This window comes from [Bacillus] caldolyticus (assembly GCF_003595605.1).
Taxonomy (GTDB): domain Bacteria; phylum Bacillota; class Bacilli; order Bacillales; family Anoxybacillaceae; genus Geobacillus; species Geobacillus thermoleovorans.
The window spans coordinates 1,146,064-1,162,317 of sequence record NZ_CP025074.1 but is presented as its reverse complement, the minus strand read 5'-3'; the positions used below and the strand labels follow the sequence as shown (position 1 = coordinate 1,162,317).

General features: G+C 52.4%; 17 protein-coding genes. 8 read left to right on the top strand and 9 right to left on the bottom strand.

The features are described from left to right. Window positions 1-15: 15 nt before the first annotated feature. Both CWI35_RS06100 and pepF read left to right on the top strand, forming a co-directional pair. Window positions 16-1,344: a competence protein CoiA gene (locus CWI35_RS06100; RefSeq protein WP_011230322.1), complete on the top strand. Its 1,329-nt coding sequence runs from the start codon at window positions 16-18 to the stop codon at window positions 1,342-1,344. After that, complete coding sequence (pepF, locus tag CWI35_RS06095; protein ID WP_013523174.1) at window positions 1,344-3,167, top strand: oligoendopeptidase F; 1,824 nt, start codon at window positions 1,344-1,346, stop codon at window positions 3,165-3,167. The genes CWI35_RS06100 and pepF overlap by 1 nt, the downstream gene beginning before the upstream one ends. A 13-nt stretch (window positions 3,168-3,180) precedes the next feature. Here the strand turns inward: pepF and CWI35_RS06090 are convergent, their stop codons facing one another. The 5 genes from CWI35_RS06090 to CWI35_RS06070 form a co-directional block, all read right to left on the bottom strand. Further along, on the bottom strand, window positions 3,181-3,378 hold the full coding sequence (locus CWI35_RS06090; protein WP_011230324.1) for a hypothetical protein: 198 nt from the start codon (window positions 3,376-3,378) through the stop codon (window positions 3,181-3,183). Between the two features lie 417 nt (window positions 3,379-3,795). Next, the gene (gene spxH, locus CWI35_RS06085) at window positions 3,796-4,689 is read right to left on the bottom strand and encodes a ClpXP adapter protein SpxH (RefSeq protein ID WP_011230325.1); all 894 of its coding nucleotides are present in this window, start codon (window positions 4,687-4,689) and stop codon (window positions 3,796-3,798) included. Beyond that, the gene (locus tag CWI35_RS06080) at window positions 4,682-5,095 is read right to left on the bottom strand and encodes a globin domain-containing protein (RefSeq protein ID WP_011230326.1); all 414 of its coding nucleotides are present in this window, start codon (window positions 5,093-5,095) and stop codon (window positions 4,682-4,684) included. The genes spxH and CWI35_RS06080 overlap by 8 nt, the downstream gene beginning before the upstream one ends. Before the next feature lie 102 nt (window positions 5,096-5,197). Beyond that, complete coding sequence (locus CWI35_RS06075) at window positions 5,198-5,821, bottom strand: lytic transglycosylase domain-containing protein (RefSeq protein ID WP_081132972.1); 624 nt, start codon at window positions 5,819-5,821, stop codon at window positions 5,198-5,200. After that, window positions 5,818-6,411 carry a CYTH domain-containing protein gene (locus CWI35_RS06070; RefSeq protein ID WP_011230328.1) on the bottom strand — a complete coding sequence of 198 codons (594 nt, stop codon included), beginning with the start codon at window positions 6,409-6,411 and terminating at the stop codon, window positions 5,818-5,820. Before CWI35_RS06070 ends, CWI35_RS06075 begins: the two co-directional genes overlap by 4 nt. 135 nt (window positions 6,412-6,546) lie before the next feature. Between CWI35_RS06070 and CWI35_RS06065 the strand changes: the two genes are divergently transcribed. The 4 genes from CWI35_RS06065 to CWI35_RS06050 all read left to right on the top strand — a co-directional run bounded on the left by CWI35_RS06065 (window position 6,547) and on the right by CWI35_RS06050 (window position 9,583). Beyond that, entirely contained in the window at window positions 6,547-6,924 is a 378-nt protein-coding gene (locus CWI35_RS06065; RefSeq protein ID WP_020278707.1) for a UPF0738 family protein, read from the top strand. Between the two features lie 137 nt (window positions 6,925-7,061). Further along, window positions 7,062-7,700: a GTP diphosphokinase gene (locus tag CWI35_RS06060; protein WP_011230330.1), complete on the top strand. Its 639-nt coding sequence runs from the start codon at window positions 7,062-7,064 to the stop codon at window positions 7,698-7,700. Continuing rightward, window positions 7,697-8,512: an NAD kinase gene (locus CWI35_RS06055; RefSeq protein WP_011230331.1), complete on the top strand. Its 816-nt coding sequence runs from the start codon at window positions 7,697-7,699 to the stop codon at window positions 8,510-8,512. Before CWI35_RS06060 ends, CWI35_RS06055 begins: the two co-directional genes overlap by 4 nt. Window positions 8,513-8,668: 156 nt before the next feature. Further along, complete coding sequence (locus CWI35_RS06050; RefSeq protein WP_119877592.1) at window positions 8,669-9,583, top strand: RluA family pseudouridine synthase; 915 nt, start codon at window positions 8,669-8,671, stop codon at window positions 9,581-9,583. Here the strand turns inward: CWI35_RS06050 and prpE are convergent. Continuing rightward, window positions 9,580-10,317, bottom strand: coding sequence for a bis(5'-nucleosyl)-tetraphosphatase PrpE (gene prpE / locus CWI35_RS06045; RefSeq protein ID WP_119877591.1), 738 nt, complete (start codon window positions 10,315-10,317; stop codon window positions 9,580-9,582). The genes CWI35_RS06050 and prpE overlap by 4 nt on opposite strands. Before the next feature lie 206 nt (window positions 10,318-10,523). Beyond that, a complete protein-coding gene (locus CWI35_RS06040; RefSeq protein WP_119877590.1) occupies window positions 10,524-11,699 on the bottom strand; it encodes an FtsW/RodA/SpoVE family cell cycle protein in 1,176 nt (391 codons plus the stop codon). 198 nt (window positions 11,700-11,897) lie between these two features. Between CWI35_RS06040 and fabI the strand changes: the two genes are divergently transcribed. Both fabI and CWI35_RS06030 read left to right on the top strand, forming a co-directional pair. After that, window positions 11,898-12,674 (top strand): enoyl-ACP reductase FabI, encoded by a 777-nt coding sequence (fabI, locus tag CWI35_RS06035; protein WP_015374168.1) that lies wholly within the window; start codon window positions 11,898-11,900, stop codon window positions 12,672-12,674. A 119-nt stretch (window positions 12,675-12,793) separates the two neighbouring features. After that, window positions 12,794-13,204 carry a CotO family spore coat protein gene (locus CWI35_RS06030; RefSeq protein ID WP_015374169.1) on the top strand — a complete coding sequence of 137 codons (411 nt, stop codon included), beginning with the start codon at window positions 12,794-12,796 and terminating at the stop codon, window positions 13,202-13,204. Between the two features lie 155 nt (window positions 13,205-13,359). On the opposite strand, the gene CWI35_RS06025 is transcribed toward CWI35_RS06030, so the two are convergent. Together CWI35_RS06025 and CWI35_RS06020 are read right to left on the bottom strand one after the other, a co-directional pair. Then, window positions 13,360-14,931 (bottom strand): glycosyltransferase family 4 protein, encoded by a 1,572-nt coding sequence (locus CWI35_RS06025; protein ID WP_119877589.1) that lies wholly within the window; start codon window positions 14,929-14,931, stop codon window positions 13,360-13,362. A gap of 2 nt (window positions 14,932-14,933) precedes the next feature. After that, the gene (locus CWI35_RS06020) at window positions 14,934-16,028 is read right to left on the bottom strand and encodes a CotS family spore coat protein (protein WP_014195186.1); all 1,095 of its coding nucleotides are present in this window, start codon (window positions 16,026-16,028) and stop codon (window positions 14,934-14,936) included. Between the last annotated feature and the right edge of the window lie 226 nt (window positions 16,029-16,254).

Sequence of the window (16,254 nt, the reverse complement as noted above, 5' to 3'; positions counted from 1 at the left end):
GGAAAGGAAGTGATCATGTTGTTTGTCGCTCTCGCCGCTGATGGCAGGACGGTTTCGCTTGCCGGGGCGGAAAGATGGGAACGAGAGGGGCTGATGCGCCTGAAACGACAGGAACCGTTTTTTTGTCCCGCGTGCCGTCAAGAAGTGGTGCTCCGGTCGGGCCGCTACCGTTTGCCGCATTTCGCCCATCGAAAAGGGGCGGCCTGCCCGGTCGAGCACGAACCGGAGTCGGAGCGTCACTTAACTGGGAAGCGAGACTTGTTCGCGTGGCTCATTCGCCAAGGCATGGAGGCGAAGCTCGAGCCGTATTTGCCCGCCATCAAGCAGCGTCCTGACGTATTGTTCCGCCATGGCCCACACCTTTATGCCCTCGAATACCAATGTTCCACGATCGATGAATCGCTGTTTCGCGAACGCAATGACGGCTACCGTCTCCTTGGCATCCGCCCGTTGTGGGTGTTAGGAGCCCATCATTTGCGGCGTTCGCCAAAATATTCGGGGGAAGTGCAGCTCTCCCGGTTTCAATGGTTGTTTGCCCATCGCGCTCCACATTCAGTCGTTCCACATATATGGTACTACAGTCCAGAGACGAAACGCTTCATCCGTCTTTTTCGCCCGTTGCCGCTATCGGTGCAGCGAACATTGGCCGCGGTCGATTCGATTCCGCTTTCGTCGTTTTCGTTCCCCGATTGGATGGCCCCCTGCCCGCTGCCGCTTCCATCCGAGTTTTGGGAGCGATGGCTCGAACGAAAAAAACAATGGCGGCGGACGTTTCCGCTTTATCCGAACCAAACCGTGCGCCGCATTTGTGCTGATTTTTACCAGGCGGGCATCGTTCCGTCACTGTTTCCGACCGAAGCAGGCTGGCCAGTGCCGCGGGGGTATTTATGGGAGACGGCGCCGTTCATTTGGCAAACGTATGTCCTTTTGTTTCTTCTTGGAAAGACCGGACGGCCGGCAACGGCAGTATCTTTATTTCAGTGGCTCGACGACAAAATCCGCACCGGCCGCCTCGTTCCGCGCCGGCTGCCGCTTGTCGGCCGGGATACGTATCGTGAGGCCGTCGGCGAGTATTTGCATTGGTTGAGCCTGCTCGGCTATCTCCGCCGCGAAGAGGGCGACCAGCTTCATTTGGTGAAGCCGCTGTCGTTTCCGTCGACCGTCGATCAGATGATTCATCAAGATGCTGCGCTTCTTGAGCAAATTCACCAAACGTCGGCGCTTAGCTGCTATTGGTCAACACTTGAGTTCGGGAGAGTGGAAAAAATGAGCAGAAAACAGGAAAAGATGAACGGAATGGTGAATAATAATTCGTGTATCGATTATTTGTATAAGGAGGAATGATGACGGTGGAGGAAAAGAAAGCGAAAAAGTCGCTGCCGCTGCGAAGCGAGATTCCTGTGGAAGAAACGTGGCGGCTTGAGGACATTTTTCCCACCGATGACGCCTGGGAAGAAGAATTCAAACAAGTGAAGGCAATGATTCCAAAGCTTGGCGAATACAAAGGGCGGCTTGGCGAATCGCCGGAAGTGCTGTATGAAGCATTGCAATGCCAAGATGACGTATCGATGCGCCTCGGCAAGCTGTATACATACGCCCATATGCGCTATGATCAAGATACGACTAACTCGTTTTACCAAGGGCTCGACGCCCGGGCGAAAAGCTTGTACAGCGAAGCATCGAGCGCGATGGCGTTTATCGTGCCGGAAATTTTGGCGATCGATGAAGCGGTGCTGCGCTCGTTTTTGGAACAATACGAGCCGCTTCGCTTGTATGCGCACGCGTTAGACGAAATTACGCGCCAGCGCCCGCACGTGCTGTCGGCGGAAGAGGAGGCGATCTTGGCGCAGGCAGCCGAGGTGATGCAGGCGACATCCGACACGTTCAGCGCGTTGAACAACGCTGATTTGACGTTTCCGACGATCATCGATGAAAACGGCGAGGAAGTCGAAGTCACGCACGGCCGGTTCATTCGCTTTTTAGAAAGCACGGACCGCCGCGTCCGCCGCGATGCGTTTTACGCCGTATACCATACGTATGAGAAGTTTCAAAATACGTTCGCCAATACGCTTGCCGGCACGGTGAAAAAAGACAACTTTTTCGCCCGCATCCGCCGCTACCGTTCGGCGCGGGAAGCGGCGTTGGATGCAAACAACATTCCGGAGAGCGTCTATGACAACCTAATTGCTACGATTCATGAACATTTGCCGCTGTTGCATCGGTACGTGCGGCTGCGCAAACGAGTGCTTGGGCTTGATGAGCTGCATATGTACGATTTGTACACGCCGCTTGTGCAAGAAGTGAAAATGGAAGTGACGTACGAGGAAGCGAAGCAATATATGCTTGAAGGGCTCGCGCCGCTTGGCGAGGAATATGTGGCGATCGTGAAAGAAGGTCTTGACAACCGTTGGGTCGATGTGCGCGAAAACAAAGGAAAGCGAAGCGGCGCCTATTCGTCGGGAGCGTACGGCACCCATCCGTACATTTTGCTCAACTGGCAGGACAATGTGAACAATTTGTTTACACTTGTGCATGAGTTTGGCCATTCGGTGCACAGCTACTATACGCGCAAAACGCAGCCGTATCCGTATGCGCATTATTCAATTTTCGTCGCCGAAGTGGCGTCGACGTGCAATGAGGCGCTGTTGAACGACTATTTGCTGAGAACGATCGATGATGAGAAAAAGCGGCTCTATTTGCTCAACCATTATCTTGAGGGGTTCCGCGGCACGGTTTTTCGCCAGACGATGTTCGCGGAGTTTGAGCATTTGATCCATTTGAAGGCGCAACAAGGCGAGGCATTGACGGCCGAGACGTTGACGTCCCTTTATTACGACTTAAATAAAACGTATTTTGGCGATGATATTGTCGTGGACAAAGAAATCGGCCTCGAGTGGGCGCGCATTCCGCATTTTTATTACAACTACTATGTGTACCAATACGCAACCGGCTTCAGCGCGGCGACTGCACTTAGCAAACAAATTTTGGAAGAAGGCGAACCGGCGGTGAGACGGTACATCGACTTTTTAAAAGCCGGCAGTTCTGATTACCCGATTGAAGTATTGAAAAAAGCCGGCGTCGACATGACGAGCGCCGAGCCGATCCGCCAAGCGTGCCAAGTGTTTGCGGAGAAGCTTGATGAGATGGAGCGGCTGCTTGAGAAATGAAACGAATGCGGCGCTACAGCCGCATTCGTTTGGACGGAAATCCACGAAACTGATGGCGGCGGTTCCATGTTGCTGCCAATCCAAGCAAGGAGAGAAACAAAAGCGGCATGGTCGCCCAAAGCGGAAGGAGCTGCATGAGGCCCAACAAGTTCAGAATAAAGGCGGCAGTGGATGCCGCCGCCCAAAGGGATAAGACGATGCGCTGCTTCATGGCGATGGCCACCTCTTCCCATTTGCTTTAGTTGATGGCTCTTCACCACAACATGTACTTGACAAGCAATGCGGTTTCCTGCGTAAGGATAGGCAAAAAGTGCTGATTTTCCCTCACAAGCGTAAATAGGGTATGTTCAGAAAAAATCAAGTACAACTTTTGGTGAAGAGCCTAGTTGATTATATGCTGTTTGTCTGCCTGATCATGACGCAGGGCGAATTATGACAATAATGTGAACAAACGAGCAAACGGGTTGCCAATTTGATCGGCCGTTTGTTAAGATATAGATGTGAACGGAAGACAAAACCTGATACCCCTTTGTTTGACCGTGAACAATTTCTCCCATCCCCTTTGTTGTCTTGGCAACAAGAAAAAGCCCGGCGTCAGCCGGGCTTTTTCTTGCGCCCATCCCTGCTGCTAGGGACGGGAATCATCGATATAGCGCCAAAATGTTCCGTGTTTGACGGGCACCCGCTCCACTTTTTGCTTTAGCTGCAGCTTTTTCATTTCCGTTTCCGCTTCTTGGATCGTCCAGTTGTACACAACGGCAACTTCCTTTGTGGCGACGAATTTAAAATGGCTTAAAAATGATTCCAGCGGAGGAGGAGAGGACGGTTCAGGATGGAAGCCGAGCATTTCAGCGATCAATTCGACGTAGATGTCGTACGGATAGCATCCGGAAATTTTAATGCCTTCGTCTTCAATGTTTTCATTAAACAACACAAGCGTCGGAATTTCGTCAACGTCCATTTCCGAGGTGATTTTTAAATCGCATTGGAACGCTTTCGCCGCTCCCGGCGAGTGCATGTCGCGCAAAAATTCATCGACATCCAAGCCCGCTTTGACGGCGCATTCGGCGAGCACCGACAAATCGGCGACATTTTGTTTTTCGAGAAAGAGCTGTTCTTGCAGCTTGCGCAAAAAGCGAAGGCCAGCCCGCTTTCCTTGCATTTCCGCCGCTTTAATGGCGAGCGATGGGGCGAACGGGCTCGAAATCGGGTTTTCGAGCCAAACGCTGCCGTCGCATGACATGCCGGTGCGGTTCGCCGCCCACTCCCACGCTTTGGCCATTGCCTCCGGCTTCGTTCCTTTGCGCGCGCTCCATGTCGCCCATGTTCCGCTCAATATGTGCCTTAAGGTAAAAAAACGGCCGTATTCGATCGTCAGTTTTTTGATGACTGGTTCAAGCCCCCAGCATTCCGGGCATAAAGGATCGATAAACAAATACAGCTCGAGCGGTTTGTTCGTGTTGCCTAGCGGCTGGGAAGGGTAGCAAGTTGATGTCGTCTTCCCAGCAAACTTCTCACTCAAGGGTATGCTCCTTTCTGTCCAGATGATCTGGGGTATTGACCATATGATGGGCGGTGAGTACGAGCCGGTGATAAAACTGTTCGCGCGCCGGCCCGGACAAGCCGATTTCATCCATGGCTGCCCGCATGCAGGCAAGCCACGCTTCCGCCCGCTTCGGCGTGATTTCAAAGCGGAGATGGCGCGCCCTCAGCATGGGGTGTCCATGCTCTGCCGTGTAAAGAGGGGGGCCGCCTAAATATTGTGTTAAAAACTGTTTTTGCTTGCGGGCGGTTTCCGTCAAATCGTCAGGGAAAATGGGCCGCAAGTCCGGATGCGCGGCCACGCGACGGTAAAATGCTTCGACAAGTTTCGCAACCGTCTCCTCTCCGCCGATCGCCTCATAAAGAGTTTGCCATTGTTCACCCATCGCGGATGCTCCTTTTGTTTGAAAATCATTCGTTGTCGTTTGATTGCTATTTTATCAACAGCACGCATGGATCTCAAACAAAGTGACTCGAGCGCCGCTCGTTTATGTGCGGTAGCTTTTCAACACGCGTTCGACATACGCCCGCGTTTCGGCAAATGGCGGCACGCCCCCATAGCGGTCGACGTGCCCGGGCCCGGCGTTGTAGGCGGCTAAGGCGAGAGTGATATTGCCGCTGTACCGGTCAAGGAGCTGGCGCAAATATTTTACGCCGCCGTCGATGTTTTGCGCCGGATCAAGCGGGTTGTTGACGCCGAGCATTTTTGCCGTGCTTGGCATGAGCTGCATGAGTCCAAGCGCTCCAGCCGGGCTTTTCGCATCGGGACGGAAATTTGACTCATGGCGAATGACGGCGCGGATGAGCTGCGGGTCAACATCGTATTTTTCCGCTGCCGCCGCGATGAAAGCATCGATGGAAGAAGATGAGTTGGTTGCAGCACCCGCTTCATGTTCGAGCGGGGCGCTGCGATGGCCGGCGGGCGCCGGGGGCTGACCGCTTAGGGCAGCTTGAGGCGCCTCGGCAGAAGATTCCTCACCGCGGCTGAGAGATTCGGCAAGCAAGCTTGAAAACAAGGATGGCACCGGCGATGGCAACAGGCTGGAGCGTCCGGGTGAGAACGCATTGAGCGCCTGCCATTCGATGAGTAGCTTTAATGGCGAAACGGTCATCGTCTTTCCTCCATTTCCTTCATGCGGGCGTAAAAGCGGGCGATTTTGTTTGGCGCCGGGCGGCGCGGGATGCCGAGCGCCTCAAGCAGGCGCAAAAACCGCTTTTCACCCGCTTCCACGTGATCCACTTCATACTCAAGTTCGTAATCTTCGCTTTGCAAGTAACAGTTATGGTCAAGGCATAGCGTGCCGCCTTCATGCGGCCATTCGGCTCGGTCGGTGACAAGGGAGCCAAAGCAGCGCACCTCGTGTGGGTTGATGCCCAGTTCTGCAAGCAAATCGGCGATCGCCCCGCGCGGCGCCGCTATACCAGCAAGCAACGCTTCCGCTTCAGACAGCGAAAGCGGCTCATGGATTTCCAAAATGGTCCCGTCCGCCCGCGTTTGTTTCAGCGTCAAGGTCAGGCGTCCCTCTTTCGCCCGGATGCGCAGCGCTGCCGCTCGTTCTTTCAGGGCGAATGACGGGGTGTCAAAGTAATGGTTTTCCTGGCGGAAGAAAGCGCCATCATCAAGGCGGAAGGCGGCGCGGACGGCAGCAAACTCCGCTGCCGTTAACAAGTTTTTTAATTCGATTTCGATTTCTTGATGCATCGTGAATCCCCTTCAGACAGGATAGTCGTCTCCTTCTATTATCAGCTGTTTTCCGGCGAATATCAATTATTTCGCCTGTATAGGGTGAATATGGTAAAATAAAGGGCGGATGGTTGATGCGGAAGGAGAGAAAACATGAACGAAAAATGGATCGTCGAGCGGGCGGAGCGGGAAGGCGGCCGGCTTTGGCTGTATGTCAATGATGCTCCGGTTCCGCTTGCCCGCGTAACGCCGAAACGCCATATGCTTGTCGATTCGGATGCGTTGGCGTTTGCGTACATTTTGGAAACCGATGACCGCTTTCTATATGTCATGATTCCGAAGCCGTGGTGGCCTGAGCTAAAGGCGGCGCTTGACGCCAAGGAGCCGGTCTGGCTTCGATGTGGAGAGAGGACGCTTGAGCTTGAACAGTTTCACGATGAACTGTCTTATTTGCTTGAAAATATTCGCGGCAACGCCAACTATGGCGAGGCGCTTGAACAGGCGGTGCAAGACGTGTTTTTTGAGCAATAAGCCGGGGGTTTTCCCTTTCCGGCGCGTTCGAACAGGGAGCGGCCCGGTGAATTCGCATCGTGCAGCAAGAAAGAGGCGCGGTTGCGCCCTCTTGACGTAAGCCGCGGGAGATCGAAAACATGTAGGCAGGTGGTACGATGGTCAACCATTGGGATTTGTTTTTAGCCCCGTATAAGCAGGCGGTTGAGGAGCTGAAAGTGAAGCTAAGGGGCATTCGCGCCCAATTTGAGATGATTGAAGCGCACTCGCCGATTGAGTTTGTCACCGGACGGGTGAAACCCGTCGCCAGCATTTTGGATAAGGCGCAAAAGAAAAACATCCCGCTCGACCGTCTTGAGGAAGAGATGCAAGATATTGCGGGGCTGCGCATCATGTGCCAGTTTGTCGATGACATTAAGACCGTCGTCGAGCTATTGCGCCAGCGCAACGATTTTACGATTGTTGAAGAACGCGATTACATCACGCAAAAAAAAGAGAGCGGCTACCGCTCGTACCATGTCGTCATCCGCTATCCAGTGCAGACGATCCGCGGTGAAAAAAACATTTTGGCGGAGATTCAAATTCGAACGTTGGCGATGAACTTTTGGGCGACGATTGAGCATTCGTTGAACTATAAGTACAGCGGGCGTTTCCCCGAAGATATCAAAGTTCGGCTGCAGCGCGCCGCGGAGGCGGCCTATCGCCTCGATGAGGAGATGTCGAAAATCCGCTTTGAAATTCAAGAAGCGCAGGCTGCTTTTTCTCGAAAACAAGAAGCAAAAGGAGAAGGGCAATGAAACGGACGGACGCGCCGCTCGTGTTCGCCATCACGTCCAAAGGCGACGACATATCAAACGCTCTGGCGCAAAAAATGAAAACGTATTTGCTTGACTTTGACTTGCGTTACGATGAAGAGGAACCTGATCTCGTCATTTCGGTTGGCGGTGATGGAACGCTGTTGTATGCGTTCCATCGCTATTGCCATCGGTTGGACAAGACGGCGTTTGTCGGAGTCCATACTGGCCATCTCGGCTTTTACGCGGACTGGGTGCCGGAGGAACTCGAAAAGCTCGTCATCGCCATCGCTAAGACGCCGTACCAAGTGGTCGAATACCCGCTCCTTGAGGTGACGATCCGCTATCTCAACGGCGGAAGCGAGGCAAAGTATTTAGCGCTCAATGAATGCACAGTCAAGTGCGTCAGCGGGACGCTCGTGATGGATGTCGAGATTCGCGGCGACTTGTTTGAGCGGTTCCGCGGCGACGGGTTGTGCATTTCGACGCCGACCGGCAGCACGGCTTACAATAAAGCGCTCGGCGGCGCGATTTTGCATCCTTCGCTTGAGGCGATTCAAGTGACCGAGATGGCGTCGATCAACAACCGCGTGTTTCGGACAATCGGTTCGCCGCTCGTGCTGCCGGCGCACCATACGTGTTTACTCAAGCCGGTCAACCACGTCGATTTTCAAATTACGATCGACCATTTGTCACTGTTGCATAAAGAAGTGAAGTCGATTCAATGCCGGGTGGCCGATGAAAAGGTGCGTTTCGCCCGCTTTCGGCCGTTTCCGTTTTGGCGGCGGGTGCGCGACTCGTTTATCGCCGACTGAGGGAAAACCCGCCTCCTTGGTTAGGCAACGCTTCCCGTTTGCGGCGAGGTGATGGTCTTTTGGCGCGGATGCCGATTCCGTTTTAGCGGCGCCAAAGGAAAGTGGATGGAACACGATGAGCAAGACGGAGATTTTTGATCAGAAAGGTGACGAACATTGCCGCCGTTTACCATGACCTTTTCCATCGATGAACAGCACGACGGAAAGCTGCTGCGCCAGTTTTTGCAAGAGAACGGCATTTCGCGGACGGCGCTTACCGATATTAAATTCCATGGCGGGGCGCTGTTGGTTGACGGTCGGCCCGTCACCGTCCGCCATGTGCTGCGCGCCGGCGAGACGCTGTCGGTTGTCTTTCCGCCGGAGCGGACAAGCGATTGGATGGACGCAGAAGCGATGCCGCTTGACATTCTGTATGAAGACGATTACGTCCTTGTTGTCAACAAACCAGCGGGATTGGCGACGATTCCGTCGCGCCACCATCCGGGCGGGACGCTCGCCAATGGCTTGCTTCACCATTATCGAAAGCAGCAGCTCGACTCGACCGTCCATATCGTCACCCGGCTTGACCGCGACACGTCCGGGCTCGTGCTCGTCGCCAAGCACCGCCACGTTCATCATTTGTTGTCGGCATTGCAGCAAAAAGGGCACGTTGTGCGCACGTATGAGGCCATTTGCCATGGCGTCATCGTCGAGGATGAAGGGACGATTGACGCCCCCATCGGCCGCCAAAGCGACAGCATCATTGCCCGCGAAGTGCGGGAAGACGGGAAGCCGGCTGTCACTCATTTTCGTGTACTTGAGCGGCTTTATGGCTATACATACGTTTCGCTCCGGCTGGAGACGGGGCGCACGCACCAAATCCGCGTCCATTTGGCTTATCTCGGCCACCCGCTCGCCGGCGATGAACTGTACGGCGGGAGCCGGGAGATGATCGGCCGCCAGGCGCTTCATAGCCGGCAGCTGTCGTTTTTTCACCCGTTTGCCGGGCGCTGGTATACATGTTCCGCCCCGCTTCCTGACGATATGGAGCTCCTCATCGAGGCAACGCGCAGACGGTGCGCTGATGATTAGGAGAACGTGCGGAATTTTTCCAGAACGAACGGCATCGAGGAAGGAACGGAGACCGTTTCCATTTCCGGATAGCGCAAGGCGGTCAGCGCGCCGCCGAATACGCAGCCGGTGTCGATGTTGACCGTCCGCCCGACAAACCGCGGTTTTTCGACCGGCGTGTGGCCATATACAACCCATGCGCTGCCGTGATACCGTTTCGCCCAGTCGCGGCGCACCGGCGTCCCGTCCTGGTTCATTTCGCCGGTGATGTCCCCGTACAGGACGAACGTCTTGACTTTTTTGTCCGTCCGCCCGATATAGTCGTGACGGATGCCGGCGTGGGCGATGACAAGGCGCCCCTCATCGAGCACCGCATACAGCGGCGCCTGTTCATACAGGCGGATGAACTTGCGGCGGATCATCTCCTGTTCGCTTGGAGGCAAGGTGCGGTACTCGGAGACGGTCGTCTCAAGCCCGTGGGCGATTTGCACGTTTCGTCCTAAAAAAAAGCGGTACAGTTTATTGCAATGGTTGCCTGGCACGTAGTAAGCCAAATTTCGCTCAACAAGGGCGCAGACGATCTCGATCATGTTCAGCGATTCAGGACCGCGGTCGGTCAAATCGCCGACGAAGCCGAGCTTTCGTCCGTCGGGATGAATCGGCACCCCTTCGTCCCAATGGTAGCCGAGTGTTTCCGTCAATGCGGCGAATTCACGGAAGCAGCCATGAATGTCGCCGATGATGTCCACTTGCATCGAATGTGCTCCTTTCTCGCCATAATGGTTGTACTACCAGTATGTCCGTTCAGTCAGGAAAAGAAAAGATGCGGCGGTTTTGCCCGTCTCATCGCGGCTTTTGCGGGGGCAACGCCCAAACGGCGGAGCCCGCGGCCAGGAAACAAAGAAGTGGAGTTGAGCTTGATGGCGACAAAAAACGCCGCCTGCGGACACAGCAAGCGGCTTTATTCATCGCTTGCGAACATAAACTTCCGCGTTCGCGAATGAACGTTTAAGACGAGGCCGATCGCCAGCATATAAGTCGCCAGCGAGCTTCCTCCATAGCTGATGAACGGAAGCGGCAACCCCGTGATCGGCAAAAGTCCAATCGTCATGCCAATGTTTTGGAACACTTGGAACGTAATCATGCCCGCGACGCCGGCGCATAAATAGCTGCCATATAAATCGTTGCTCTCCAAGGCAATATGGATCATGCGATAAATGAGCAGGAAAAAGAGAGACACGACGATGCTTGAGCCGACAAATCCGAACTGTTCTGAGATGACGCCAAACACAAAGTCTGTGTGCGCCTCCGGCAAATAGACTTGTAAGTTGCCCAATCCTTTCCCATACAGTTCCCCTGACCCAATGGCCATAAGCGAACGAATGAGCTGGAAGCCTTGTTCGTTGGAATATTCATATGGAGCCAGCCAGCCGTAAAACCGGTTCAACTGGTAATCTTCTTTAATAATGTACTTATGGAAGAAATCAGGAAAATAAAAGAAAATGAACACAACGACTGCCACCATTGTTACACCGGAAAGGACAATGCCGAAAATGATGCGCCAGCGGATGCCGGAAACGAGCACCAAGGTGGCGGTGATGGCCATAAACACCATCGACATGCCCATGTCCGGCTGCTTGGCGAGCAAAATAAGCGGCGGCAAGACGGTCAAAGCGATTTTGCCAAGCAATTTAAAATCATCGCTGATCGTCGGTTCGGGATATTTTTCCCGATGGTTGACGATGATGCGACTTAGGACGATGATCATAAAAATTTTCATCAGCTCGGATGGTTGAAAGTTGCCTCCAGGTAGATGGTACCAGCTCGTCGCCCCCTTAATGGTTACTGATCCTGGGACATTCAATTCCAGCCCAAGCAACAGCAACATCCCGAATCCATACAAATACCAAGCGATTTGAAACAGCCGATCATAGTCAATGATCATCGTCAAGGCGATCACGACAGCGCCGATGGCGTACCATTGCAGCTGTTTCGAAGCGAAGTTGACGTTTTGCAGTTTCTCCGGCAGCATCGGTTCTGCGCTATGGATGGCGATGGCGCTGATGACGGCCATCAAGAATAAAAGGAACAGCATATGGTAATCAAGCTTCGATTTGGAAAAACGATCATGATCCATGGAACGATCCTCTCCATTCAAATGTGCCATATACCATATTAGCGAATCGCGCCGGTTTTGCAAAGTGGGAAAAACCGCCGCCAGCATGAAGGAATCGGAAGGCAAAAGGGAAGCGTGCATTTACATCGCCCGCCGCATCGCCTATAATAGAATTAACACCTGGTGCTAAGAATAAATGATAATTGGGAGGATGAACGAATGGTCTTATCGTTGGAAGGACGTACATATGTCGTGATGGGGGTGGCGAACAAACGAAGCATCGCCTGGGGCATCGCTCGTTCGCTTCACGCTGCCGGCGCTCGGTTGGTGTTTACGTATGCCGGAGAGCGGTTTGAAAAAGAGGTGCGGGCGCTTGTGGATACGCTTGGGGACGAACGTTCGCTTCTGCTGCCATGCGATGTGGCAAAAGATGAAGACATCGTTCAATGTTTTGCGCAAATCAAACAACAAGTCGGCGTCATCCACGGCGTCGCTCATTGCATCGCCTACGCCAATAAAGAAGACTTGAGCGGGGAATATATGAACGTCAGCCGCGAAGGCTTTTTGCTCGCCCACAATATCAGCGCATATTCGCTCACCGCGGTTGCGCGCGAGGCGAAAGAGCTGATGACGGAAGGCGGCAGCATCGTCACCCTCACGTACTTAGGCGGCGAGCGCGTCGTGCAAAACTACAACATTATGGGTGTGGCGAAAGCGTCGCTTGATGCGAGCGTGAAATATTTGGCGAACGATTTAGGCAAATACGGCATCCGCGTCAATGCCATTTCCGCTGGACCGATTCGCACACTGTCGGCCAAAGGGGTGAGCGATTTCAACTCGATTTTAAAGCAAATCGAAGAACGCGCTCCGCTCCGCCGGACGACGACCCAAGAAGAAGTCGGCGATGCGGCGCTGTTTTTGTTCAGCGACTTGTCGCGCGGCATCACCGGGGAAATTATTCACGTCGACTCGGGATACCACATTTTAGGATATTAAAAACGTGCGAGCAGCCGTTCCTGTTGATGGAGCGGCTGTTTTTTGCTTGACTTGGGCAATTATTGAGATCACGGGCATACATATATAAGGTAAGGCAAGCATGGAAAAGGGGGATCGACGTGCGGAAACAAAACGTTGTGGAGACGGAGCCGTTGCTTTACATTGTGCAGCCAAAAGCGATGCGGGCGGCGGCGCATATGCAAGAAACGTTTATGTGGACTAGCCGAACGCAACAGGAAGAGGAAGGAAGTTCCAGCGATGAACGAGGCGGCGAGGAGGAACCGACTGAATTTTTTGCCAAAAAAGAATTCCAAGCGATGGCGCTCGACGAGCGGCTGGCCTTTTTGGCGGAGCTGCCCGGCCATTTGCCGCCGCTGAAATGCCAATTTGTCATGAAGGATAAGAGCTATGAAGGCATATTAAAGAAGTGCACGGCGACCGAGTTGACGATCGCCGATGAACAGGGAAACGAAACGGTCATCGGGCGCGCGCAGCTTCTCGCGGTGACGATGATCGGGTTTGTGCAGTAACGCATTTCCTTGCGTTGAAACGCATCTTTGCCTGAATGCGTTGCGGCGCCAGGAAAGGATGATGAGGGTTTGTTTCCTTCATTTGCTGTGGGAGTGTATTCTCATTTTTATTTTGGATGTCCGTCATTTTCTTCGTTGGCGATTTTCGATTCGTGTTAGTGTGAGCTTGCAATCGTAAAATGTTTGGTGTCATGTTTCGCTTGAGCCAATTTGCGGTTCAAATGCGTTTTAGGCGACGCGTCCAGCGTTTGTTGGTTGCCGCTTGCAATGGTAAAAGGTTTTATGTGGCGGCCGGTTTGGGGCTGTTTAGGAGCTGGGGCGCTTTTCGCGAGTTCAGTTCGCTCTGCCGCAGCTTCTTTTTGTTTGGCTGTTTGTTGATGGTCTTCCATTGATATGGCACGCTCTTTTTTGGTTTTTCCCTTTTTCGTTTTGTCGGATGACGCTGCCGCGTTCTTTTTCGAGTGGACTTTTTCTTTTGCATCCGCTTTAGGGGTTGGCCGGTTCCGTTGTTCTGTTGCATCTTCTTTCAGCGGTTCTATTGTCATGCCGGCTGCTTGTTCTTCACTCACTACAGCTTGTTCTGTTTTCTCCGCCTGCTCCCAAACTTCCAATAACTCGGAAGCGACTCGCTCCCAATGATAGATCGAAATCGCAAGCTGCCGGCCTTTTTCTCCCATTCTTCTCATCAATGATTGATCCGATAATATTTGGGCAATCTTGTTGGCAAAATCACTTGGGTCCTCCGGATTTTCTACGATAAGGCCGTTTTCATTGGCGAAAATGACTTCCGGATTGCCGCCTCTCGCGGTCGTTACGATCGGAAGGCCTGCTGCCATGGCCTCGTAGTGGACGCGCGCCAACGGTTCCTGCCATTGCGAGGTGCATACAAACAAATCAGCCGCCGCAAACCAATTTTGGATTTCATTCGGTGGGACAAAGCCTGTCGTGACAACGGGGACAGGCATTCGTTTCGCCAGTGCTCTTACATATGCGACATAATCAGTAATGTCATTTTCGCTAAACCAGTTGCTCCCGACAATCACCAGGGCTAAGTTTTTAAATTTTTTTGCCAGCTCCGGCAATGCTAGAATGAGTTTATCGACCCCTTTATTGCGCGACAGCCTTCCGGCGAACAAAATGACCGTTTTGTTTTCCAACCCATGTGCCCGCCGAATGTCGTTGCGTATTTTCTGCATTTTTGGATGATTTCCCGGCAAAAATCGTTCGCTGTCTACTCCAGAATAAATCGTGCGCAATTTTGGCGATGCCTGCGGATATAGACTGCGGATGACATTGCCAATATAATCGCTCACGGTTACGATGTAGGCCACTTCTGCGATGGCCGCCGTTGCTTCTTCTGGATCGATTTTTTCCGGTTGAAACATATCATTGTGCATACTTAACGTCATTTTGGCGTCGGGCGCTGCCTGCCGGATGGGCAGAACAAGGCGGGGGCGGTTAAAGATATGGATGAGATCGAACTTGTTCGCTTCCACATAACGAACAACGTTTTCCCGGTATATTTCAAATATTTTTCCCGGTACGCGCACGTAGTGAACGCCATAGATCGTTTCTTGCTCGGGAAGCGACGAATCGCTGATGCCTAAAACGGTAATATTATGGAATTGGCTTACATGTGGAAGAATGCCGGAAATATACGTTTGAATGGCCCCGCCTAATAAAGGGGGAACGGGGAGTTTTTCTGTACAAACCATCAAAATCCTCATATTTATCCCACTCCTTTCCAGTCATTTTCGATTTCTGCCAATACAGGCCACTTTGACTGGTCGGTTTCGACAATCGTTTGAATTAACTGTGCTGTTTGTTCATTGAGAAAGATTTCCGGTTCATAGACGACTTCTTTCATATTTTTATAAAATTCGTTTGGCATGGCCAAGTCAATCATCAAAAGCTCGTATAATTCAGGTGTGATTGGATTTGCTTCGTGGTACGCTAGAATCATTTCCCGCACCCATGTTGCATCCCATTTGTATAAATCCGCCATTGTGCCGCTAATGAGTTTTCGTAAATCACGAATCGGAAGGTCAAAGGCAACTCCGTCGAGATCAATAATCCACATTCCGTCCGCGCCCATTTGGCCGTTGGACCAACCGTAGTCTTGGTGAACCAACCCCCAATGAGCCGTTCCTTGCTTGACGAATTCAACATAGCTGGATTGCAGAAATCGTTCCATGCCTTTTCGCGCCTGTTCTTCAAATCGGTCAACTACCTCTAATAATGGTGGGCTTGCCGGCATTTCAGGGTAGTATTTGGCAATGTTCCGAAACCAGCTCATTTTCGTAATCATTTTTTCATAGTTTTTTGGCCATTTGTGCAGCCGCGAAGCCATTTCCGCCTGTTTTGGGGGGACATACCCTTTGCTTAGCCGATGAAATTCACCAAGGGCATAACAAAGTTTTCTTGCTCCTTCCAAATCCTTTGTAACTGGCGTCAACGGTTCAATCCATTCCGCCACAAACCATAGTTTTCCTCCTGCCTCGACATAACTTTTTCCATCCTTTGTTTTTACAATTGGCGGCACTCTTGCCTTGCGCACTTCCACTAAATATTCTTGTGCTCCTAGGCTGAATAGGCTCCTTGTCGGCCTCCGGTGCAGCAGCTTCAAACTTTTCGGGCCTGATTTCGTTTCGAGCTTCCAAATCGCTCCTCCCTTGTCCGGTTTTGTCGTAACGATTTGCATGTTTTGAACGGATAAATCGTAGTTTTTCAGCACTTCCTCTGCCAGCTGGATGATATACTCAGGGATAAAAAATTCATGGGTCGTTTCATCGACGAGCCATGGTTCAATAACGATGTCTTTCATGCTATCCCTCCTGTCAGGTATTTGGGAATGGACGAAGTGAAATATGTGTGATTGCTACTAGGATATGTATGGAGAACGAAATTGGACTGGGTAAGCTCATTAAATAGAGGATATTTCCCGAAGCCTCTGCAGTTTGACGAACTGGGGGGCGGCGAAAGTGTGACGAGTGGGGATAGATGCACAAGGAGCGGCATGGTTGATTTCATCGGAGAAAGAGAAAAAGGCT